17 protein-coding genes and 1 pseudogene are annotated in these 21889 nt (G+C 44.2%); 3 read left to right on the forward strand and 15 right to left on the reverse strand.

The window, feature by feature from the left end; translation table 11 throughout:
• Positions 1-784: 784 nt before the first annotated feature.
• The 11 genes and pseudogenes from FKN93_RS13985 to FKN93_RS14035 all read right to left on the reverse strand — a co-directional run.
• Positions 785-2410: a dynamin family protein gene (locus FKN93_RS13985; RefSeq protein ID WP_170905340.1), complete on the reverse strand. Its 1626-nt coding sequence runs from the start codon at positions 2408-2410 to the stop codon at positions 785-787.
• Position 2411: 1 nt separating this feature from the next.
• On the reverse strand, positions 2412-4262 hold the full coding sequence (locus FKN93_RS13990; RefSeq protein WP_170905341.1) for a dynamin family protein: 1851 nt from the start codon (positions 4260-4262) through the stop codon (positions 2412-2414).
• Between the two features lie 11 nt (positions 4263-4273).
• Entirely contained in the window at positions 4274-4804 is a 531-nt protein-coding gene (locus FKN93_RS13995) for a hypothetical protein (RefSeq protein WP_170905342.1), read from the reverse strand.
• 3 nt (positions 4805-4807) lie between these two features.
• Positions 4808-5665, reverse strand: coding sequence for a GTPase (locus FKN93_RS14000; protein ID WP_170905343.1), 858 nt, complete (start codon positions 5663-5665; stop codon positions 4808-4810).
• 678 nt (positions 5666-6343) lie between these two features.
• Complete coding sequence (locus tag FKN93_RS14005) at positions 6344-6940, reverse strand: deoxynucleoside kinase (RefSeq protein ID WP_170905344.1); 597 nt, start codon at positions 6938-6940, stop codon at positions 6344-6346.
• Positions 6941-6989: 49 nt separating this feature from the next.
• Positions 6990-7271: a hypothetical protein gene (locus FKN93_RS14010; protein WP_170905345.1), complete on the reverse strand. Its 282-nt coding sequence runs from the start codon at positions 7269-7271 to the stop codon at positions 6990-6992.
• A gap of 14 nt (positions 7272-7285) precedes the next feature.
• Complete coding sequence (locus FKN93_RS14015) at positions 7286-8152, reverse strand: viperin family antiviral radical SAM protein (protein WP_170905346.1); 867 nt, start codon at positions 8150-8152, stop codon at positions 7286-7288.
• 63 nt (positions 8153-8215) lie between these two features.
• Complete coding sequence (locus FKN93_RS14020; RefSeq protein WP_170905347.1) at positions 8216-8917, reverse strand: hypothetical protein; 702 nt, start codon at positions 8915-8917, stop codon at positions 8216-8218.
• Positions 8908-9258, reverse strand: coding sequence for a hypothetical protein (locus FKN93_RS14025; protein WP_099612245.1), 351 nt, complete (start codon positions 9256-9258; stop codon positions 8908-8910). Before FKN93_RS14025 ends, FKN93_RS14020 begins: the two co-directional genes overlap by 10 nt.
• Positions 9255-9746 carry a hypothetical protein gene (locus FKN93_RS14030; protein ID WP_170905348.1) on the reverse strand — a complete coding sequence of 164 codons (492 nt, stop codon included), beginning with the start codon at positions 9744-9746 and terminating at the stop codon, positions 9255-9257. Before FKN93_RS14030 ends, FKN93_RS14025 begins: the two co-directional genes overlap by 4 nt.
• 85 nt (positions 9747-9831) lie before the next feature.
• Positions 9832-10104, reverse strand: a pseudogene (locus FKN93_RS14035) (type I restriction endonuclease subunit S); the annotation flags it as partial.
• 762 nt (positions 10105-10866) lie between these two features.
• Between FKN93_RS14035 and FKN93_RS14040 the strand changes: the two are divergent.
• Positions 10867-12042 (forward strand): IS4 family transposase, encoded by a 1176-nt coding sequence (locus FKN93_RS14040; RefSeq protein WP_170905349.1) that lies wholly within the window; start codon positions 10867-10869, stop codon positions 12040-12042.
• Between the two features lie 192 nt (positions 12043-12234).
• On the opposite strand, the gene FKN93_RS14045 is transcribed toward FKN93_RS14040, so the two are convergent.
• The 4 genes from FKN93_RS14045 to FKN93_RS14060 all read right to left on the reverse strand — a co-directional run bounded on the left by FKN93_RS14045 (position 12235) and on the right by FKN93_RS14060 (position 18679).
• Entirely contained in the window at positions 12235-13671 is a 1437-nt protein-coding gene (locus FKN93_RS14045) for an efflux transporter outer membrane subunit (RefSeq protein WP_170905350.1), read from the reverse strand.
• Complete coding sequence (locus FKN93_RS14050; protein ID WP_170905351.1) at positions 13664-16810, reverse strand: multidrug efflux RND transporter permease subunit; 3147 nt, start codon at positions 16808-16810, stop codon at positions 13664-13666. Before FKN93_RS14050 ends, FKN93_RS14045 begins: the two co-directional genes overlap by 8 nt.
• Positions 16811-16830: 20 nt before the next feature.
• A complete protein-coding gene (locus FKN93_RS14055) occupies positions 16831-17979 on the reverse strand; it encodes an efflux RND transporter periplasmic adaptor subunit (RefSeq protein WP_170905352.1) in 1149 nt (382 codons plus the stop codon).
• Between the two features lie 271 nt (positions 17980-18250).
• Positions 18251-18679: a TetR/AcrR family transcriptional regulator gene (locus tag FKN93_RS14060; protein ID WP_170905353.1), complete on the reverse strand. Its 429-nt coding sequence runs from the start codon at positions 18677-18679 to the stop codon at positions 18251-18253.
• Between the two features lie 203 nt (positions 18680-18882).
• Between FKN93_RS14060 and FKN93_RS14065 the strand changes: the two genes are divergently transcribed.
• Complete coding sequence (locus FKN93_RS14065; RefSeq protein WP_170905354.1) at positions 18883-19896, forward strand: DUF4105 domain-containing protein; 1014 nt, start codon at positions 18883-18885, stop codon at positions 19894-19896.
• A 2-nt stretch (positions 19897-19898) separates the two neighbouring features.
• Positions 19899-21863, forward strand: a complete 1965-nt coding sequence (locus FKN93_RS14070) for an alpha/beta hydrolase (RefSeq protein ID WP_170905355.1) — start codon at positions 19899-19901, stop codon at positions 21861-21863.
• Positions 21864-21889: the final 26 nt, after the last annotated feature.

Below are 21889 nucleotides of genomic sequence, written 5' to 3' on the forward strand. Positions count from 1 at the left end.
ATCGAGGCGACCAGTTCCGCGAACGAATGTTCTCGCTGATAGAAACAGCCAAACTTCAGCAGGTCTCTGCTTATAAATGGCTGCGTGAAATCGTCGAACATCACATGTTGAAAGTTGATTATCAGGCACCAGTATTTTTAGCGTAAACCGTCGTCAATAGCTCGTGGGTGAATAGTTACAAGTTTGTTACCAGCGGAGAATACGGCTTTCGAAGAGCAATAACACCTACTGCTTCTATACCCATTGATTAAGAGGGAAAGCATTATACCAATAGCTTATCTTGCCCAGTTCAGAATTTCCGAAATAACTCGGCTAGCGTTTTTTCAACCAATGATGCAGCCTGCTTAGTTAACGATTCACAGCCGCATTGAGGACATGCCTTGGGTAAGTCTAGCGGTGAGAGTACATCACTTTTTGGCGCCCGCACTGAACTCCAGCCACACTGCGGGCAACTCAATTTATAAGGTTTGGGAGGAAATGGCATTGTAAAGGCTACTCATTTTGTATTCTTGATAAACGTTGTAATTCATTACAAATCTCAACATTAAGATCTATAAAAGCGTCCCAAGTTATCGAAGATGCTAAATTTTCTTTATAGTAATCTTCAACGCGACAAACTAATGGCCTCTGTTCATAAACAGAACATAAGTGCGTTTGCTCATCAAAGTAACGACAAACTCCATCACTGCGATCAAGAAAAGCCGTCTCTATACTTTGATTTACTCGGCGGCAACAGAGTCCACAAGAGCTACATGGAAACGGCTTAAGTTGGTTCGATAACATTTTATTTTATCGTCACCAATAAAGTCTGAGCAGCCATAACTGCAGCTCTATTAGCCTTATCTTGAACATTAGCGCTATCAAGTGTCGCTTCTACTTTTTGTGTCATTTGCAGCAGAATTGGTTCTAACTCCTGCCGCAAAATTTGCTTCATTGAACGCTCAAACTGTTCTGCAAGGTCTCTTGCAGTATCCTCGACTTCTCGTTCAAAGCGTTCACGTTCCTGCTGCATTTTTTTCGTTTGATCGCGCATTTGTTTATCAGCGGGATCTTCAGAGAACAAATCATACAGCGAAGAGATAACCGTCACTGCAGCGCCGGCATATGGTATCCACTTGCTAATGACTTGCCCTGCCCATTTTTCCATAGTTTTCGGTCCGATCCCTTTCATCAAAGAAGGAGCCCAATCTTTAACCAACTTCAAACCACCAACGACATGCTCTGGTTTTGCCATTTTCACCACTGAACCTGCCGCTTTACTTAAAGCTTCTGTATCTATATTTGATTGGAGGTTAGAAGCCATTGATTCAGAGTTTGCACAATGAGAAAGCTCCTTAATACTAGGCCCTTCTTGCTGCAAAGTTATTTTGGCGGCGAATGTATCAACATCATCATTAAATTGAGTCATTAAATAATTCAACTCATAATCCATAACACCAGCAACCGATCTACCCGCTTCTTTATAGTATTCTTCAATCTCAACCATGCAATTTTCAGAATTTCTATACATCGATGCTTTACTTTTTGATTCAATGTTTTTTCGATTTATTAAAATTTCCTGATTAATATTATCTCGACATATATCTTGATTCACAATCAGCTTACGACATAACTCTTCGTAACGAGAGACCAATTGGTTGCTTTCATTATTGGCTAATTGTTTTATAAAGTAATTTAAAAATGACTCTAGTGAATGAGCGAGGCGTTGATTTACATCACCCTGACCAATTGAAGTAAAAAAGTGCTCTAGAGCACTTTCTAGCTCAGTAATACCACTGTGCTCAATTAAACCTTGTTGTATTGAAAGTTTTCCTTTTAATGCGCGAGCAGCATTAATACGAAAAATTGGGATATCCGCTAAGACCGAATCAACACCTTTCTCAACCGCAAGTATCTGTAGGCGTATACGCGTATCATTTTTCAATCGAATAAAATCTTCTTGAGAAAGAAGATTCTTTTCATTAAGGACTAGAAACACTTTTTTCTTTTCAATAATGAGATCAATAATGCTGGTCATTGTTTTCTCTTCTTCAGCTGCACCTGAAGGGTTGACAACAAAAATCACTACATCAGCCTTTAGCATTTGAGCCTTGGTAACTTGCTCGTGTTCTAGTGGCGCATCGATTCCAGGGGTATCTAAAATACAAAAATTATTCCATTGATAAGAGGTTATTTTATCGGTTAAAGGAACATCACCGGTAGCAGCAACCTCAGAACCAATTAATGCGTTAATTAAAGTACTTTTACCAGCATTATAAATGCCATAAACCATAACACTAAGATCTGGGGAAGACTTCTTATCCTCAAATAGAATCTCCACATTTTGAAACGGCTGCTGCATCTCTGGATATTCTGCTAGCAGTTTTTTTGTTTCTGTATAACCTCTATATAGCTCGGCGCTATTTATCATCTTAAGCCACCTTATTTTCTATTTTTTGTATAGATAACTGCTGTAATTCTTCGATCTTAATATTAACCACATCGAGTTCATTTTTAATCAATTGGGTAACGGATCTCATCTCTACTAAGGCATTGGAAAGCACTTTTTCAGATTCATGTTTAATTACATCACGTACCACAGTGACATAGTTATCACGCACCTGTTTTTTCAATAACTCAAGGTTATCACCGACATTTAACTCAATCGTTTTTAATCTTACTTGAGCATCTTCACCATAGGATCCCCCTGCCATTCCACCCAGCGTACCGCCCGCTGAAGCACCGATGAAAGCACCAGCAGGGCCACCTATGAGAAATCCACCAACTCCCCCAGCCACGGAACCTAGCATTCCACCAATACCTCGGCCTCGTTTTTTCGTACTCGGTTTAAAACCAACCGGAACTTGCTCGGTCACTTTCTCTATAGAAAAATTCGGTAATTCCAATGATGCGCTGTGCCAAGTTTTATCTGCTGCATTTTTCAACTCATGAGAAATTTCGGCTAAACCACGCTCTAAAGCATCACCAATCAATTGCTGAAGTTGAACATTCCAACTATGACGTGCCTTTCTTAATTCTTGATTGATCAGCTCTTCGTTATTTCGCTGTCGCTCTAACTCATCAAATGTTTGATTGATAAATGAGCTCATCTTCAACTCTGACTCTCTAGAGTATCGAGTCATGACCTGAGGTACCGATGTTTCTAAATGGTTTATCTTTTCATCAAGATCATCAATTAACCGTTTATAAGGTTGTAACTTTTTTAAACAATGGCCTAAGAAAACACTAAAGTTTTTCAAGGGAACAGAACGCTTAACCTGCACACCGTGATTTTGAGAAATGCTGGATAAATGACTAAAAAGTTGAGTCATCCCACTATTTTTCATTGCGAAGTCATCAGAGTAATACTCTTGTGCGTAACGAGCTGAGAGCGAAACAATATCTTCACTAACAATTCCATCTAATTGATTTGCTATATATTCACGCTGCTGAAGCCGAGTCTGCTCAGATTTCATGTTCAATTTAGTGACTAACGTATCTAGCTCATCGTCCCAGTTCTCCTCATTAATATCACTTCCAGTAACTAAAATAAGGATTTCCTTTTTCTTCTCCTTTAACTCACGAATTTCCATCATATCACTAGCCCGTCCAGGGGCATCGGAACGCATGGTATAGAGGATTAAATCCGCGTGATCGACATATTCTTGGGCTAATTTACCATTAATGCCATTAACAGAATGTAACCCCGGAGAATCAACCCATGTTAAACCAGGAAGGCGAAAACCTTGGATCGAACTGGTCGCTTCTATTGCACCCACACGAAACTCTTGGCGATGCACCGCTTCATTTTCAGCATCACCATTTGTGACTTGAGTATTATCAGCTGTAAAGTATTCTGGCTGTAAATATTCAGGAACTTTCTCTTTTAAGTCAATCACTGGGTCAGTCTGTCCCCAAGCCATATAATTACCCAGTGAACTTTTACCGGACTTAACCTTACCAAACACAAAGACCAATAAAGAATCTTGGAAGTTCTTACGAAATGCTAAACCTTTATCATAAGAATTTAAATTCTCTTGCCATGCTTTATCAGTGTCACTGATCGCCGATAAGATCCCATCAATTTGAGCCGTCAGGGGGTGAGTTTCAGGTAAGCGTTCTTTGGTCTGTCTTATATGCGCCGCCAAACGTACCGAAAAGCGTTTTTGAATTTTTTCGAATTCGCTATTAATTTGTTTGGCATCCGTTAAAGCTGCCTGAAAAGAACTTTGTAATGCCTGAAAAGACTTTAGCAAGTCTTGCCGTAAAATAACCTCTGCCATTCCTTTTCAACCTATTTGCTGTAAATTGATAATTCAAGCTCACTGCGTAGCTGATGTAACTGCTCCAATTTGTCGTCAATCGCTTTTAGCGTTTGAGCATCTTGAATCAGATCATCTTCTGGCTCTAATTCCACATCATACAGAGATTCAAATTTAACCAAGTTTTGCTGAGTTTCCTGAGATAAAAAGGGTAAATCATTGATTTCCACATAGCTAGGACTCAACAATTCCCTATTAGAATCTTCATTATCTAGAACCGCTTTAAATGGTTGATTCCCCAAAACTGAAACTTGTATTAAGCCACTCAAGCTCTGTTCCAGCTCATTTACTCGCTCCAGACCATTTTCAATAAAAGCGTCTTTCATTGCTTGCAGTTTTTCTTTATGAGCTTTTTCTTTTCGCTCTTTTTCTGCACGCTCTCGACGACGACGCTCTTCACCATCGTCATCACCATTGCCTGAATCGCTATCATCACTAATGGCAGAGACAACTGCCGCTCCTAATGCGACTGCTGCCGCGCCAATTAACCAAGGTAATGCCATCTTCTAAACTCCTTGTAATCTTGCTTTCATAAACTCAGCTTTTTTTGAGGTCATGCTAAGATCTAGCGAAGACATAGCTTCGTTAAAAATGGAAAATCTCGAATCTAAATCATTGATAATTTTTTCTTTTTTATCAAAGAGATCCTGTTCTAATTTCAAAACATCCTCTAATAAGTCGTTAATAGCACATCGTTGCTTCTCTTGACGTATGGCATAAAAGTCAATACTTAAATCGTCAATATGTTGCTTTAATTCTTCTAAATGGCTCGCTTTTACCAAACCATCTTTAGATAGTTGAATCCCTTTATGAAAACGAGTGCCGGAGATCTGAAAACTCACTGGTGAAAAACCTAAATACTCATGACATTGCTCAAGAACTTTTTGTTCAATCTGTTCAATCTTATCCTGGCTTTCTGCATCGGCTTTACTGATCACCAAAACAATTTGTTGTTCTGCATATTCGCCAAATGACTCTTTTAATTGTTTAAGAAAGTCCAGCTCAAGTTTTTCTAGTTCTCCTTGAGGCTGATGTACGAAGAGAACGAGATCGGCTTGTGCAGCTCCACCTAGTGCAATCAGGTCGTCATCTTTATTAGCATCCAGTCCTGGTGTATCGAGAAAAATATAAGACTCTCCCTCAAATAACTTCAGTTCTGCGGTTTCTCGAATATCATTAGTTGGAAAGAATTCTGCGTTGTAATGCTGTGTCAACATATTCAGCAGATAACTTTTACCCGCGTTCATCATGCCCCAAACGGCAATAATCGGTTTATTTTCATCTTGCTTTCTTTCCAAAATGCCTGATGACCGTTTAATCAAGTCATCCGCATCTACTAAAGCCGTTGAATTGTTAGCCTTCATTGTTAATCCCTAGTAAGAAAATTTCCGTCCTAACTGACGTTTAAAAAAACACTATTGATAAATAAAATATTAATCAACTGATTGCTATGCGTTTATATACACTAAAATTGGATAATAAACTCGGTTTTTGAGTGCAATTTCTCATGTAAAACAACCAAATTGTGATCGGTTTTTGCTTCTGTGCTTGGGCTCAAGCACAAATGGTTATCTCTTAATCAACACCTTAAAGGGGTTGGCAAACCCGCTGGCAGAGCCTCTGATGCCAGGTAATAAGTTTGAATTAAGATCACAACCAGTTCTTGCCGTGCAAATTAAGCCGCTTGACAGCATTCGATAATGGATTCAAGCGATAAATTCGCTGACTAGCTTTCGATGACAGCCTCTCGCTGGAAATCTTGTTGCGAAAAGAGTAACCAAGCTTTGGCCGGATGGGGAGGATAATAAGCTTATGAAAGTGATATCGGGAGTGGAAAGACTAAGATCGGCCACCCGATTAGGGCACCGATCTTAAGCTTAGTGAACAATTATCGCTGACTTTTCACGGCTTTTTTCGCCGCTTTCGCCAGTTGCTCGGCCACCTTGCGCGCTTTGATAATCAGTGCCAGTACTTAGTCATTATCTACGCTTAAGCCTTCACGGTTACGCAAAGCCAATAAAGATAGCAAAGCAGCGACCGTTTTACTTATAAACAACGCAATCTATCTGCTCTTTCATGAGCTGGTACGTTTCTTCGACCGATAAACCAAATTTTTCTGATGTATCTATCTCTATAATTGGAATATCAAACCAGTTAAAAATCATCTTGTAGGCCGATTCCACACAATGATTTTGCGTGACGGCATCACCGTACCATTGAATCTCACCCCCTCTGACTTTAATTCTATTGTTTATGGTTTCGGCATCGGCTTTAACAAAAACTATAACATCTGGCAGCAAGATATTATTTGCAATATTCAGCACATCAAACATCGTCCTCACTTTCTCTTCGCCCAATAAAATGCTCTGGTAGGCCAAGGTTGAAAATAGATAGCGATCAAATATCACATCTTCCGTCTCTCGTGCTTTCGCTACTTCCTCACTTTTTAAAAAGTTATTGAGCATAAAAAACAGTAATGCACTCTCCTTAGACTGGCTTGCATCAATCATTTTTCTTAACGGTTCAGCTTGTTTAATAATCGCAGAGTGAACGGTGGTATTTCTCTCTTGTGCGTAGCGCGAACTTAACGTGGTTTTTCCGCAGGCATCGAGCCCTTCATAAACGATAAATTTATTCATGCTTACCTTCTTGTTGAGTATTTTTTAGAACATGTCTATTGAGCAGGATTTAATGTTTCGCCCAATGATCAAACTCCGCATGGCTGACACAGTAGTAAGGGCCATAATGGCAACATGAGCGCTTAACCAATAAGCGATAGTTACGATTGATCCGATAACTCAACCAGCGCCTGTCTCGTTGAATAACTTTTGGCCGCATTCCTCGTCCAACCTCGTGCTCTCTTAATCTGAGAATCAGCCGCTGCGCTTTATTCACAATGCGACTAGGCGCTTTGGTAATGATTAACGTCATTATCGCCCCCTGTTTATTGGTGATGCTTTGAATCTTCATACCCGTTGCTCCCTTCAATAACGCAAGGCAAACTTGGCAGCATCAAACCCCGCTTCGGCTAAAGCGACATCAATCGGTGTTGTGAGCAAAGGGCGACTTTTAATATAGCCTGATGAGTCATTACCATTTTGGAACAAAGCGCCGTCAGGGCTGAGCATCAAATAAGAGTTGGTCATGGAGTCGTTATTCTCTACCGACATGCAATGCGCCACGCGCTGATGCCGCTCGACAAATGCCGAAAATTGCTGTTCACTAATGGTTTGAATCGAATTAAATACTGGTAGAACTCGCAGCACTTTCCATTTATTCGGCTGAAGAGCTTCGATCAAAGCGGTGAAATCCCCCTCGGTATTATAGTGATTTACCACGGTGTTGATTTTCAGCTCTGTCGTGGGTGAGTGATGTCTTATCTGCTGAAAAATGGCTTGTAGCCTTTGTGCAGAAAGTATATTGCCAGAACGAGTGATGCGGCCAATTTGCTTTTGCACCTCAAATTGGCTGGCATCATAACTCACCCCCAAAAGCTGCAGTTTGTGGCTTTGCTCAGCAATAAACGCATCGCTGATTAAATGTCCGTTGGTGATGATTGAAGCTTTAAAGCCTAAGTCGATGGCATAATCAAGCGCATCGGTGAACCGTTGCTTGAGAAGTAACGGTTCACCGCCAGCGAAATTGAGCCTGACACTCTTATATTGCAGTTGTTGCTGGATAGGATTAGGGGAAAGAAAGTACTCAGCAAGTTTGCTGAGTACTTTCTTCATTTCATCGACATTGCGGTGCAGCTCATTCGGTTTTGCCCATTTGGCATAACAATAATGGCAATCGTAGTTGCATTTTTCTGTGATGTGATAATTGATGACTAACTGGTTTACGGTATTCATAACACGACTCCTTTTGGTTGGTAGGAGTAGTGTTGATTTGTGCACTGCACAAAAAAGCGTTTTTTAGTCCGGTAAGCAATTTAATAGCGCGTTGAAACTTTGCGCTTCTTGGTACTCTCTACGAACCCTTTGCACAAGCTCCGCTAACGCCATATCTCGCTGTAAAAGCGCCAAATCTACTTGGTCAGCGAGCTGAGCTGCCGCCAAGAGATCTTGCTCTAACCAGCAGAGTAAGATTTGTTCTTTATGTGAGAGAGAAAGGCGCTGCGCTCTGAGCAATTGGTACAGCAAGCCGGTATTTTGCATCGCCAAATCCATTTGTGGCAAACGCTGCTCAGCAAACGGGCACACTAAGCGAGACTCACGTAAATTGAACGCATCGTCGCGCAACTGGCTGAGAAATTGCTGCGCCGCCACAGATAAATGCATCACCTCATTGACGGCTTGCGCTTTTAGTAGCACTTCCTCGCACAGAGCTGCATTGGTGACTCGCTTTGCTGAATCTTCAAAAATTGCTTTGACCAACTTCGAATCATTAAAAAAACTGTCCAGCACTAGCGCGTTAAACAAACAATCCACTGCCTGAGATTTGAGCAATTTCTTACCACGCTTACCCATACTTGCGTCGCTAAATCCTTCATCAACAATCAATGATGGCGGAATAACGTCGTTGCGTAGATAACTGTTCGCTTTAGAGCGTAGAGGTTCACTATTTTCAAGACCAAATAAAGCTTTTACTGCCTGATTGGTGTTCACTAACGACATACTGCCTGCTCCAGTAGGCGGCTCTCGGTATAGAAATCCATCTTTTTACTCGAGGCAATCAATTGCGCCGCACGATAGACAGACGACCTAGAGGAATAACATGTGCTGTTGGTATGCATAATCGCACCAAGGCAATAGCCAGCACGAAAGCTCTCTTCTTTTGAGGTAGTGAGAAATGCGCCAAAACGTGGTTGGTCTTTTTTCTCGTAGAGCTCGGTGTACTCCTGACAAGCAGAGATCAAAAACTCGGTGCTGCCGGGCTTTGCATCGGAATGCATCAGAGCATGGCTTGGCACAGCAAACAAGAAAAGAAAAGCAGTTAAGTAATGGATAGATTTCATTGTGTCGCTCCTTGCGTATTGGCAACTGGTGTTGTTGATACTTGTTGATTCGACAGTTTACTCACGCGGTAATAGCTATAACTAAACACGGCGACACTGCAAAGATATCCCACAATCTCATCGATAGGGTCTAGCGGTTGGTCCCAGTCAAAATCAGAAAACTTAATCGCGATCAGGATTAGACCGATAGAAAATAACCCCAAATAGGCTTGATGCACCCATGGCGTGATAATTTTTCGCACCAAAGGCGCGTCACTTCGCCGGCACAGTTGAATATAGCGGTAAAAAAACATGACTAAGAAAACAATAAACGACGTTTCAATAATATCTAGCTCTGATAACGAGAAAGAATATTCAAACATCAAGAAGAAATTGCCAACCAAAGTGAGGGTAAGGCCAAGTAGACACAGGTTAATTAACCATAGCCATTTAAAAAAGAATTTTACTCCATGCCAAACCTTGGAAAGAGTCAGGGTATTTTTTTGCATAATGTTAGCCAACGTGTTGATTTTTATTAGTGATGATATGGCTTGAAGCGACACCGTATGCTTTGCCACTCCAAGCCGGATTCGATTAGTTTATCCTTGTTTTACGACCTGCTTTCACGGCTTTTATCGCCGCTTTCGCCAGTTGCTCGGCCTCACTACGCGCCTTGGCAATGCGCTCAAGCAGCTTATCGGCGGGCTCATCGTTTGGGTCTTGCGCCACCAGCTCACCGCGGAAGGCTTTGGCCAAAATACTTTGCGTCAGGTTATCCACCCGCGCTTGGGCTTTTTTCACCTGCGCTTCGATGGTGTCGGCAAAAGCGAAGTATTGGTCGACAAGGCGAACGATTTCGGTTTGTTCACGATCAGGCGCTTTAGGCATATCAATATCTAGTAAAGCCTTCTGTCCAATATTACGCATAGACATTTGATTTCCAGTAGATCTCGACTCTATTTCCTTACGACCATCAGTAGACCGAAGAAAAATACTTACCCAAGACTTATCTTCTTCTCTCATAACTAAACGTAAAACCTTATCGCTTAACATAAGGTTTTTGGTTACTCGATGAACTATTACAGGGTTACCTAATAACTCTATTGTATTTGCTCTAGAGATCAAAAAGTCACCAACATTAACTCTGCGTGACTCAATAAACAGGTCTTTGCTAGGGAGAGTTTTACTTTGTCCTTCATCATAAATACCCCAGGTCACAGCACTAATCTTAATAATTCCGTATTCATTATTTTGTGGAGGAATTTCAATACATTTAAGATTCTTACCAGCTTCAATTGGGCTTTGTTGCGTAATTCGAGGGAACTAAATCAGAAGGTTGCGATCTGATCGGCTAAGTAAGTTAATCATCCTAGTCTCATTTAGGCAGGTTTAAGAGAGTAAATGGTTGAATTACCCCTGCCAGATATAGGCCAGGTGCTTATTAGACATACTACCATACATGTCGGGTGCTATGTATCGCCAGCTCAAGGCGGATAGATATTCTATCTGTCTTGTCTGAGGTATCCCCAGAAATTCATTAGCTAAAATAAAAAGTTAGGCGATTAGGGAACATTCATGGCGTTTCCCGATCTGATCTTTCGCCAAAAACATCTAACCAAGAGTACCGCCATGAATGTTAAAACTATGCTCGCTGATTTCCTCCGATTTGTCACCCCCCAAACCATGCATAAAGCCCGATTTTCTGTCCTACTAGACGCGGTTACTGCGCTTGCTAAAGATGCTCGTTGCACCGTTACAGCTATTGGGCGTGCTATGCCAGGCTCGTCGGATAAAGTCAGCATTAAGCGTGCAGACAGATTACTCAACAATGCCAATCTGCAACGGGAACTGCCTCTTATCTATGCGGCAATGACCAAATCTGTCGTGAGCAGTAAATCTCAGCCGCTTATTTTGGTTGACTGGAGCAACGCCGATACCGCGAAACGGCATTTTATTCTGCGGGCCAGTATGGCCACTGATGGCAGAGCACTCACGCTATTACAAAAAGTGGCGGCGGCAGAAGACTATAGTTGCCCACATGTACACCGCGCATTTTTAAAACAGCTCAAGGCCATGTTACCCAAAGACTGTAAGCCGGTTATTGTCACCGATGCGGGCTTCAAAGTGCCCTGGCTTAAGCAGGTACGCAAATTAGGCTGGCATTATGTCGCCAGAGTCAGAGGTAACGTGAAGCTTAAACTGGCAGAGCAAACAGAGTTTATGACCGTCAATGTGCTTTATAAAAAAGCTCGCGCTACCCCCAAACACTTAGGCACAATCGTGCTGACTCAGACGCAGCAGTATGAAACCCGCGCTATTCTGGTTGGTAAAGGCTATAAGCTATTAAAACGAGACAAAAATAAGTCTTACAAAGAACCCTGGTTGTTGGTTTCATCGTTACCTGAGTGTCATGACTATGCGAATAAAATCGCTAAATGCTACAGCAGCCGAATGCAAATTGAAGAAAGCTTCCGTGACCAGAAAAGCCCGCGTTATGGCTTAGGGAGTGACTTGCATGGCACCAAATCCAAATCACGTTTAAATATATTGCTGCTATTGGCGGCACTGGCAAATTGGTTCCACTACCTACTGGGGGCGGCAGGTGAAATAGCAGGCGTACACTTACGATATCAGGCTAACACGGTAAAAAGTCGAAGGGTACTTGCTCTGAATTTCCTTGGCATATTGCTTTGTAATGAACCTAAGCTGCCCATTCGTAGACAACATTATCAGCAAGGGCTAAAGCAAATCGTGCACTGGCTTGCTCAGTGGGACTGGGCATTAATCAAATTGGCAAAGAGTTGATATTATGGGGGAAATTTGTGGGGATCCCTCAGCTGTCTTGTAACATATCCATCCAGACATACCACACGGTAAACTGTATTCCTACACATTCTCTAGCCTTCCAGGGCGCAAAAAAAGCCCAATCTTACACTATGTAAAACCAGGCAAATTTATCGGTCTTATCTAAATAATACTAGCTGAAAGCTTACTAATTCAGTTATCAGTTTGCCAACTACCACCAAAAGCCTTAAATAGCGTGGTATATGCTAACAAGTGCTGACGCTTGGCATCTGTAACTGCAATTTCAGTATTCAATAGCTCGCGTTGATTGGCTAATAACTCAAAAGAACTTATCGCTCCAGCCTTATACTGTAACTGCGCCAGCCTGTGACTCTCTGCCAGGGCTTGATGTTGCTCTGTGTAAGCTTGTGCGCGTGTTGCCGAAATGTGAAGTAGCGAAATAGCATCTTGCGCGTCACCCACAGCAGCAAGTACTGTTTGCTGATAAGCGACATTAGCCTGCTCACGCTGCGCCTCTGCACTTTCTACCTGACGCGCTAAACGACCGAAATCAAATAGTGGCGCCGCTAGATTTCCGGCTACAGACCAATGCTCTGCACCTGAACTAAATAAATAACTACTGTTTAGTGCAGAGCTACCTCCTACAGCATTCAAGTTAAAGCTCGGAAATCGGGCGGCTTGCGCAATACCAATTCGGGCATTGGCGGCCTTCAGATTAGCTTCCGCCGCCCGCACATCGGGTCGGTTTAATAACAGTTCTGATGGAGTATGTGCAGGTAGCTTATCCGGTATACTTAAATCCGCCATGGAGCGCTGACCAAAACTCACTTTACTCAGCAGTTCCTGTGGACTATACCCGACCAGAATAGCCAGCGCGCTTTGACTTAACTGAAGTGTTTCTTGTAAATCGGGCAGCATCGCTGTTGCTCCAGCCAAAGCCGCTTTACTACGCTGCAGGGTCAAAGGGTCTGTAGCACCAAGCTCGTAGCGACGCTGCTCTATCGCCAGCGTTTGATTTAACGAATCAATATTAGCTTCAAGGATCATCAATTGTTGATGTATGGCCTGTACACTAAAGTAATAGCTGATAACATCAGCAGCCAGAGCTAACCTGACTGCGTCTGCAGCCAATATTGATTGTTCTAACAAGGCTGCAGCCGCCTCACGTTGCCGGCTTAAGCGCCCCCATAAATCAATTTCGTAACTTAACATTCCGGTCACGCTGTATTGGTTATTAACACTGTTCCCACCGGGGGAGGCAACCATAGCAGCAGCGGGTTGCTGTTCTCGGCTTACGGCAGCTTGTGCCGACAAGGTTGGCCAACGATTTGCCCGCTCAAAACCGAGTTCTGCGCGTGCTTGTTCAATACGGGACAGCTGCAGTCGCAAATTAAGGTTATCTTGCAACGCTCGTTCCACCAAAGCATTCAATGCTGGGTCATCGTATTGCTGCCACCACTTCTGCCAATCGGTTTGTTGCTCGTTACGCTGAGCGATAGGAGATAACCACTGATCTGGCAATGCGATATCCGCTTTTTCATAATCAGGCCCCATAGTACAGCCACTGAGCAAACTGACTGAAGCTATACTCAGCGCCACTAAAGTTAAATTTAAACTGTGCTTAGTCATGTTCAAATCCTTGCATAGCGGATGATTTAACGTTTCTATTGCGGTACCAGCCACTAAAGTCTTCTAACACTTTATAGGCCAAAGGTACGAAGAATAAGGCAAGTGAACTGGCAGCTATCATGCCACCTACCACCACAGTGCCGATTTCCTGACGACTCGCTGCACCTGCACCTGACGCAAACATCAGTGGTAAACACCCGATGATAAAAGTCGCGGCGGTCATGATAATCGCCCGAAAACGTTGGCGTGCCGCAGTAATAGCAGCATCAGTAGAGCTCATCCCCTCTTTACGGTTTTGCGCCGCAAACTCGACGATCAAAATCGCATTCTTGGCAGCTAAACCAATAAGCACTAATAAACCTACCTGAAAATAGACATCGTTAGGGAATCCCCGAAGCATTGAAAATAGCGCCGCCCCAAAAACACCAAAGGGTACGGCAGTAACAACAGCAAACGGCAAATTAATCCGTTCATACTGCGCAATAAGTATTAACACAACCATCAACAAGCCCAACCCAAAAGCTGAAGCGGCCGCGCCAGACGCAGCGTCTAATTGATAAGCTTCGCCGACCCAGCCCATTTGGATATTAGCTTGATCGCGAAAACCGTTAATAACCTCATCCAGTGCCATTTTTGCTTGGCCGGAGGTATAGCCGGGAGCGGGATCACCCATAATTTTAGCTGCAGCGTACAGGTTAAAGCGATTCAACACATCAGCACCTGTCACGCGTTCTGCGGTCACTAGCTCACTTACCGGCACCATTGCACCGCTGTTTGCCCGCACATAGACATCCCGCAGATTTTCCGGTGACTGACGATATTCACCGTCTGCTTGCATATTGACTTGCCACAAGCGACCCCGGTAAGAGAAATCGTTAATGTAGCTGGAGCCAAAGGTAGTTTGCAGGGTGCTAAACAGCGCGTTTAAAGGTACATCCATAGTTTGAGCTTTTTCGCGGTCAACTTGCAGCATATAGCGCGGTACATTGGTTTCCAGCATACTACGCACACCGACTAATTCCGGCCGCTGATTTGCTGCCGCAACCACCTGCTGCGCCATATTATTGAGTGCATCTGGATCAGCCTCGCCGCGTAACTGCATATAGCCTTCTACACCACCGGTTAAAGACAGCCCCTGAATGGGTGGTGGCACAAAAACAAACACATTGGCTTCTTGCATACCAAAGCCCATGCCCATAATCTTTTGTGCAATTTCCTGCGCACTTAACCCTGCACCGGTACGTTCACTCCAGTCTTTTAAATTTATAAAACCGGCCAGCGAGTTGGTGCGCATCGAGCTGGTTAAAATGTCAAAACCGGCAAAGGCAATAAAATCCTCTACCCCATCCATTGCCAGAATTTGTTCTGACAGCTGATCACGAAACTGTTCACTGCGTGCCAATGAGGAGGCTGGAGGTAATTGCGCAACGGCCAGAGCTACACCTTGATCTTCAGCCGGTACCAAGCCAGTTGGCATACGGCTGACTAACACCACGGTGACAAGACTAAAACCGATAAAAAGGGCGATGCCAAGCAGCCAGCGCCGGATTAAAAATGATACACCAGCCACATAGCCATTCGTCAGCTTATCGAAAAACCGGTTAAACAGTGCAAAAGGCGCAGAGACTTTGTGGCTTTGTTTATCTAACAATAAGGCACACATAGCGGGCGTTAATGTTAGTGCAACTACACCTGACACCACGACCGATACGGCAATAGTTACCGCAAACTGCTGATACAGCTCGCCGCTTAAACCGCCCAGAAAAGCCACCGGTGCAAACACAGCTACCAGCACTAAGGTGGAAGACAGCACCGCACCGGAAACCTGCTTCATGGTTTCGATGGCTGCATCTTTCGCTGTCATGCCTTTTTCAGCAATAAGTCGCTCAACGTTTTCCATCACAATAATGGCATTATCTACCACGATGCCGATGGCCAACACTAAACCAAACAACGTCAACATATTAATAGAAAAGCCTAACGCCAGCATCCCGGCAAAAGTACCAATAAGTGATACAGGTATCGCCGCAACCGGAATTAAGGTGGCGCGAATATGCTGTAAAAACAAAAAGGTAACCAATACCACAAGCACCACTGCTATTAACAAGGTTATGATAACTTCATCCACCGAAATCTGAATAAACTCAGTGGTATCGTAGGGTATCTGATAAGACAATCCGGCCGGAAATTGCTGTTGTAAGTCATTTAACACATTATGAATATTCTGAGCCGTTTCGAGCGCATTGGCACCCGGCTGCAAATATACCCCCAGCGGTACACTGCCTTGGTTGTTAAAGGCAGCGGAAAAACCATAATCTTGCGCTCCCAACTCTATCCGTGCCACATCCCCCAGTCGAATAGCATTACCTGTTTCATCTGAACGTAGAATCACCTGAGAGAATTGTTCCGGCGTAGTTAACTGAGTGTCGGTGGTAGCGGTGTAAGTAAACGCTATACCGGACGGGCCGGGTGTTGCACCAAAACGCCCGGCAGCATACTGCGCACTTTGATCGCGTATTGCATTGGTAATATCCGCCGAGTTTAAACCATATTCGGCCAATTTAGCCGGATCGGTCCAGATGCGCATTGAATAATCTTGTGCACCAAACAGAGAAGCATTACCTACCCCCTCTACCCGCACCAACTCATCCAAGACATTGAGCAGTGCATAGTTACTAATATCTAGTTCACTAATGCTGTTGTCATCAGAATACAGAGCAATAACCATCAAAATATTGGTGGAGCGCGATTCAACTCTTACCCCTAAATCGCGAACCGCTTGCGGTAAGCGTGCGGTAGCAGCTTGCACCCGGTTATTAACATTAATGGTCGCTTGATCCGGATCGGTGCCCATTTGGAACGAAACGGTTATCTGCAACATACCTGAATCGTTACTGGAGGTTTCCATATACAGCATATCATCTACGCCGTTTATTTCTTGCTCCAGTAGTGTCGCTACTGAGTTACTTAATACATCAGCGCTGGCCCCTGGGTAGGTTGCAGTGACCACGACTTGCGGTGGTACAACATCGGGATATTGCTCAATAGGCAGTGTTCGTAAGGCCACAGTCCCAGCAATCATAATAATAATGGAGATAACCGAAGCAAAAAGCGGTCGGTCAATAAAAAAACGTAACATAATTAGTCCTTGTTGGCTGATTAGCCGTTAGTGATCTGCACCGCAACACCGTTGCGCAAGGCAACCTGACCATTAACCACCAGCTTATCGCCTGCTTGTAAGCCCGTGAGGACGACTTGTTTACCGTCGATAACCGGACCAAGAGTCACTTTTTTAGCTTCAGCCTGATTACTGTTATTGACGACAAAGACTTGTGGGCCTTCTGCCCCTTGGCTGATCGCACTGGGTTCGACTAAAATAGCCTGCTCGAAGTGCTGGAGATTCAGTGCGACACGTACGAATTGACCTGGCAGCATGTTATTATCGGCGTTATTGACAATCGCCCTTAGCAATACACGGCCAGTGGCAGGGTCAACGCTAGGCGCCTGATAATTTAGCGTGCCTTTTATTGCGAATGCTGCACCCTGCTCTGAGATGAATTGGATGTTTTCAACTGCAGCACGCTGCTCAATGGTATTATCGCGATAGCGCAACATATCAGCCTGTGGGATAGCAAAATGCACCTGAACCGGATCGATCTGTACCAGTTCGGTTAGAATTGCGCCTTGCGCAATCAAATTTCCTTCAGACACCACTTCCATTTTTACCAAACCACTTATCGGTGCCTCTACTTTGGTATAGCGCAGGTTTCGCTTTGCATCACTTAACGCTGAACCGGCACGCGTAAGCCGCGCATTCGCTGCTGCGAACAGAGCCTGAGCCTGATCATACTCTCGCGTACTTACCGCCTTTTCGCTAAAAAGCTCAGCTACCCTGTCCCACTCGCGCTGTGCTTGTTGCTGATTAGCTTTAGCATCATAATAATCAGCTGTTGCTGACTCGATCGCCAACTGAAAGGGCTCTGCATCTAGCTGAAATAACGGTTGGCCTTTTTCAACAAAGCTGCCTTCTTCAAAATGTCGTTGCTGCAAAATACCACTGACCTGGGCCCGCACTTCAACTTCCCTGGCCCCTCTTACCCGGGCCGGGTATTGCACTTGGTAAGTTGCCGCTTGCGTCGTGACTTCTGCAATTGTTACCGGCATCGCTGGCGCCGCAGCGGCGCTTTTCTCTTCTGATGTTTCACCACCGCAGGCGCTTAACATTAAAACTGCACTTAACATACCAGCAATGTTAAGCCAGCTCAGGCTTTTTCTGCCTGACAAAGTTGGCTTGGTATTAAACGTCATAGGGGGTTTCTCCGTAGTTACAAAAAGTACAATGTTAAAAAACTTGTTACTGTCGCTGGATAAGCTTTAGCGGGTCGTCAATCTGCATAATGCCGTGTATATAAAATGAAAAAACTTGTTCTAACCGGCTAACTGCTGTGACTGGAGGCTGCTTTGCCATGGTCATATAGAGGCTACCGTGCAATAACTCACCACACAGTGAAGACATCTCTTCCGTGCTCAGCTCAGGTCTTACTGGGTAATGTTGCTGGATATCGGCGAAAATAAACAATCATTTATGAGATTCTTCATTTTTTAGCTGAAAATATATCGGCATAATTTCACGGCCAAACTCGGCGCGCTCATGTACAAAAAGTTCTATTGTTTCAGGATGCTGGTCAAAGTACTTAAGAAATACTCGCATCATTTCATAAAGCCGGCTCAGCGGCTCAAGATGGTTATCTCGCACGACCTCAAGACGACTGACTAGTAAGTTCAACTGATAATGCATCGCCGCTTTAAATAACACTTCTTTAGTTGAAAAATAGCGATAAACCGTGCCTTTACCAACACACGCCAGATCAGCAATCGCTTGAACATCGGCTCTCTGATAACCGCGATCAGCAAAAACTTGTGACGCGGCAAACAGAATCTCATCTTCTCGTTGCCCGGCACTCTTGTGTACCCGTTTAGGTTCACTCTCATTAATTTTGGCTTTCACTCTATTTGGTTAAGATAAATTTCGGACTGACCAGTCAGTCCGAAATTTAATCGTAGTTTAATTAGCATGTCAAGCCAAAGCCGTTGTTGGCTTAAATATGCAGATTAACTATTTAGGTTGCGAGCCCCCCCTGGTTGGTCTCGAAGATACTGGTTTAGACATAGCTGCGTTGCTATGGTGTTGGCTATAACTTTGGAAACTCTATGTATATCTCTATGTTGCGATTGCTAGTTGGCTTGATACTCTTAATCTCAACGGCGTGTGGAAGCCTGGCGCTATGGTATCAATTATATGATTTCCCTTTTGCTGTAAGCTTGTTTGTCCTGACATGCTGGAGTGTCTTAGGTATCGCTTGTGTAATAACGCTAGGGTATAGATATCGGCGAAGAATGCGCAACTTGCTGATTGCTTACCTGCTCTTAGGCGCAATATTACTCATTTGGTGGCAAACTGTTACCCCCTCTCATCAACGTGACTGGGCTGATGATGTTGCTTATTTGCTTAAATCGGAGATGCAGGGTAACCAGGTTACGCTGTATAATGTACGTAATTTCAAATGGCGTAGTGAAAGCGACTACACAGCAAACTGGCAAACCCGCCACTACAATTTAGAGCAGTTGGTTTCGGCCGACTTAATTCTCTCTTATTGGATGGGGCCGCATATTGCGCACACCCTGGTGTCTTTTGGTTTTAATAACGGTCAACAGCTGGTTTTTTCTTTAGAGATCCGTAAAGAGCGGCATGAATCCTTCTCCGCCATAGGTGGTTTATTCCGACAGTTTGAGCAAGTTGTTATTGCCGCAGACGAACGGGACATTATTTTGACCAGAAGTAACGCCCGAAATGAAGACGTTTATCTATATCCTTTGGCGTTAAACCCGCAGCAACTTCGTACCCTGTTTTTGGGTTACCTGACAATGGCAGAGTCACTGCGCACCACACCGCAGTTTTACAATACCCTAACAAGCAATTGTACAACCATTGTGTTTGATCTAGCCCGCCAGATTGCACCAGGTATACCCCTAGATTACCGGCTTTTGTTGTCAGGCCATTTTGCCGAGTATGCTTATGATCAGGGCGCTTTAATACCAGGTTATAGCTATAGTCAGTTACAAACATCGGGTTATATTAATGTTCGCGCGCAACAAGCAAACGAAGATCCCAATTTTTCCCGTGCGATCAGAAATGATATAGCCGCAATTTCCAAAGAGGATTAGTAATGACCTTAAGCTTTAACAAACTTGCCTGGCTATTTTTTATCCTGCTGTGTTCAGCCTTACTTAATGCCTGCAGTACCCTAAAGCAGTTCGATAGCCCAGTTGCAGTTCGCTCAATGAATACTGACGAGTACATCAGAATTAAACGGGGTGATGTGCTTACCGGCAACACACCGAGCGCAGCGTCAATAGAGACGATAAAAGTAGCCGGGTTAGATGTTAGCGCCTGTCTCGATTTAGATAACCCCGGCCATGAATGCATTGCCGCACTGCTGCAAACAAGCGGCATTAATGATGAAAGACGTTTATCTACTTTGTCGGAACTCTGGGTGCAACAGGCGCTGTCAATATCGCAAACAAAAGCAGCCGAAGCACGCCTGCATGCCTGGCTACAGGCCGCCCGCTATGCCTATGTTTATCTGTTTTTTACTAACCGCTCTGCCGGAGAGCGGGCATTTGAAGACAGGCAAACTCAGGTACGTGACTATTACAATTTAGCCGTGCAAGAGACGGCTACCATTCTGTTTGAAGCGCATGAGCGGAGTAATAATGTCAGTCCTGACATCGCCCCATTTTCCATGAGTGGCTGGGTAATCAAAACAGATTTGTCAGGCACCAATATTGCGCAAAGTGAGCAACCTATCCATAACTTATTTGCCGCGCCCTCTCTGGCTTTTACAGGGCTTCGCAGTCAGTATCGACGCGATGGTTTTGGCGCAGAGTTGGTTGCTGATCGAAGCGTGAAAACTAATGCTGGCGTTCTGGCCAGAAATAGCGATAGCAAAGATCACGCACCAGCCAGACCAACCTGGAGCGAGATGCCGTACCCGGTTGTTACCGCTTTATTGCGCTTTGAAAGTGATTCCCTTGCAGACATTTTAGCCACTACTGAAGTGACTTTCGCTGTGTATGATCCTTACCGGCACTTTGCTACCGAGCTATACGAGCAACATATCCCTTTAGCCGGACACTTTACCGCAGGCTATGGGCTGTGGCTGGCTCAGGCGGGTTTTGCCCGGCAGTCGATACGTACCTTACTGGGCCGTGAGCAAAACTTCGACAAACCACATGTATACTTGATGCAGCCATATGATCCGGACCGAAGGGTTATCTTAATGATCCATGGGCTGGCCAGTAGCCCTGAAGCTTGGGTAAACGTGGCAAATGAAATAATGGGTGATGAAATACTGCGCAAAAAATTTCAGGTGTGGCAGGTATATTACCCCACTAATATTCCTATCCCGATTAATCACTTCGAGATCCGCAATACTATCAATGCAGTGCTTCATCATTATGATCCACAAGGTTCGGCGACAGCATCAAAAAACATGGTCGTTATGGGCCACAGTATGGGCGGTGTCATCGCCCGGTTAATGGTATCGTCCAGTGAAAACCTGATGAGCGAAGTACTCCGGGATGTTGAGTTCGAACCCAAACGTCGGCAACGCATTGAAGCGCACATTAAGCCAATATTACAATTCTATCCAATGCCAGAAGTGTCTCGGGCAATCTTTATTGCCGCGCCTCACCAAGGCACCCCCTTCGCAGGACAAAGAATAGGGCGTTTTGTCGCAAGCATGATCAAACTGCCGTTAACTATTCTCGAAGATTTTGCTGATGTGCTTCAAGGCAGCGCTGATGATCCCGCCTTAAGTCAAAAAAAACCGCTTTACCTCCCCAATAGTGTTGATAACTTAAACGCGGATGATGACTTCATTTTGGCTGCTGCGACGCTCCCTATATCTTCGACAGTGAACTATCACTCTATCATTGCCAGAACGCACTCTGATGGAAAGCTAGAAGACAGTGATGATGGCTTAGTTCCCTACCAAAGCGCTCACCTGCCTGAAGCGGTATCTGAAACAGTTATTGTCTCTGGCCACAGTGTTCAGGAAACCGCTGCGGCTATTTTAGAGATTAAGCGTATCCTGCTCGACGATTTAGAAGACACTGCAGCCATTAAATAAATTAAGACTAAGAAATAAACGGATGC

This window comes from Vibrio sp. A8-1 (genome assembly GCF_013048685.1).
GTDB lineage: Bacteria > Pseudomonadota > Gammaproteobacteria > Enterobacterales > Vibrionaceae > Vibrio > Vibrio metschnikovii.

Coding starts and splice junctions, on each gene's coding strand:
- FKN93_RS14000 (WP_170905343.1), bottom strand. CDS start 5,665: ATGAAGGCTAACAATTCAACGGCTTTAGTAGATGCGGATGACTTGATT.
- FKN93_RS14055 (WP_170905352.1), bottom strand. CDS start 17,979: ATGACGTTTAATACCAAGCCAACTTTGTCAGGCAGAAAAAGCCTGAGC.
- FKN93_RS14050 (WP_170905351.1), bottom strand. CDS start 16,810: ATGTTACGTTTTTTTATTGACCGACCGCTTTTTGCTTCGGTTATCTCC.
- FKN93_RS14005 (WP_170905344.1), bottom strand. CDS start 6,940: ATGAATAAATTTATCGTTTATGAAGGGCTCGATGCCTGCGGAAAAACC.
- FKN93_RS13985 (WP_170905340.1), bottom strand. CDS start 2,410: ATGATAAATAGCGCCGAGCTATATAGAGGTTATACAGAAACAAAAAAA.
- FKN93_RS14025 (WP_099612245.1), bottom strand. CDS start 9,258: ATGAAATCTATCCATTACTTAACTGCTTTTCTTTTCTTGTTTGCTGTG.
- FKN93_RS14065 (WP_170905354.1), top strand. CDS start 18,883: ATGTATATCTCTATGTTGCGATTGCTAGTTGGCTTGATACTCTTAATC.
- FKN93_RS13990 (WP_170905341.1), bottom strand. CDS start 4,262: ATGGCAGAGGTTATTTTACGGCAAGACTTGCTAAAGTCTTTTCAGGCA.
- FKN93_RS14045 (WP_170905350.1), bottom strand. CDS start 13,671: ATGACTAAGCACAGTTTAAATTTAACTTTAGTGGCGCTGAGTATAGCT.
- FKN93_RS14010 (WP_170905345.1), bottom strand. CDS start 7,271: ATGAAGATTCAAAGCATCACCAATAAACAGGGGGCGATAATGACGTTA.
- FKN93_RS14070 (WP_170905355.1), top strand. CDS start 19,899: ATGACCTTAAGCTTTAACAAACTTGCCTGGCTATTTTTTATCCTGCTG.
- FKN93_RS14030 (WP_170905348.1), bottom strand. CDS start 9,746: ATGCAAAAAAATACCCTGACTCTTTCCAAGGTTTGGCATGGAGTAAAA.
- FKN93_RS14040 (WP_170905349.1), top strand. CDS start 10,867: ATGAATGTTAAAACTATGCTCGCTGATTTCCTCCGATTTGTCACCCCC.
- FKN93_RS14020 (WP_170905347.1), bottom strand. CDS start 8,917: ATGTCGTTAGTGAACACCAATCAGGCAGTAAAAGCTTTATTTGGTCTT.
- FKN93_RS13995 (WP_170905342.1), bottom strand. CDS start 4,804: ATGGCATTACCTTGGTTAATTGGCGCGGCAGCAGTCGCATTAGGAGCG.
- FKN93_RS14015 (WP_170905346.1), bottom strand. CDS start 8,152: ATGAATACCGTAAACCAGTTAGTCATCAATTATCACATCACAGAAAAA.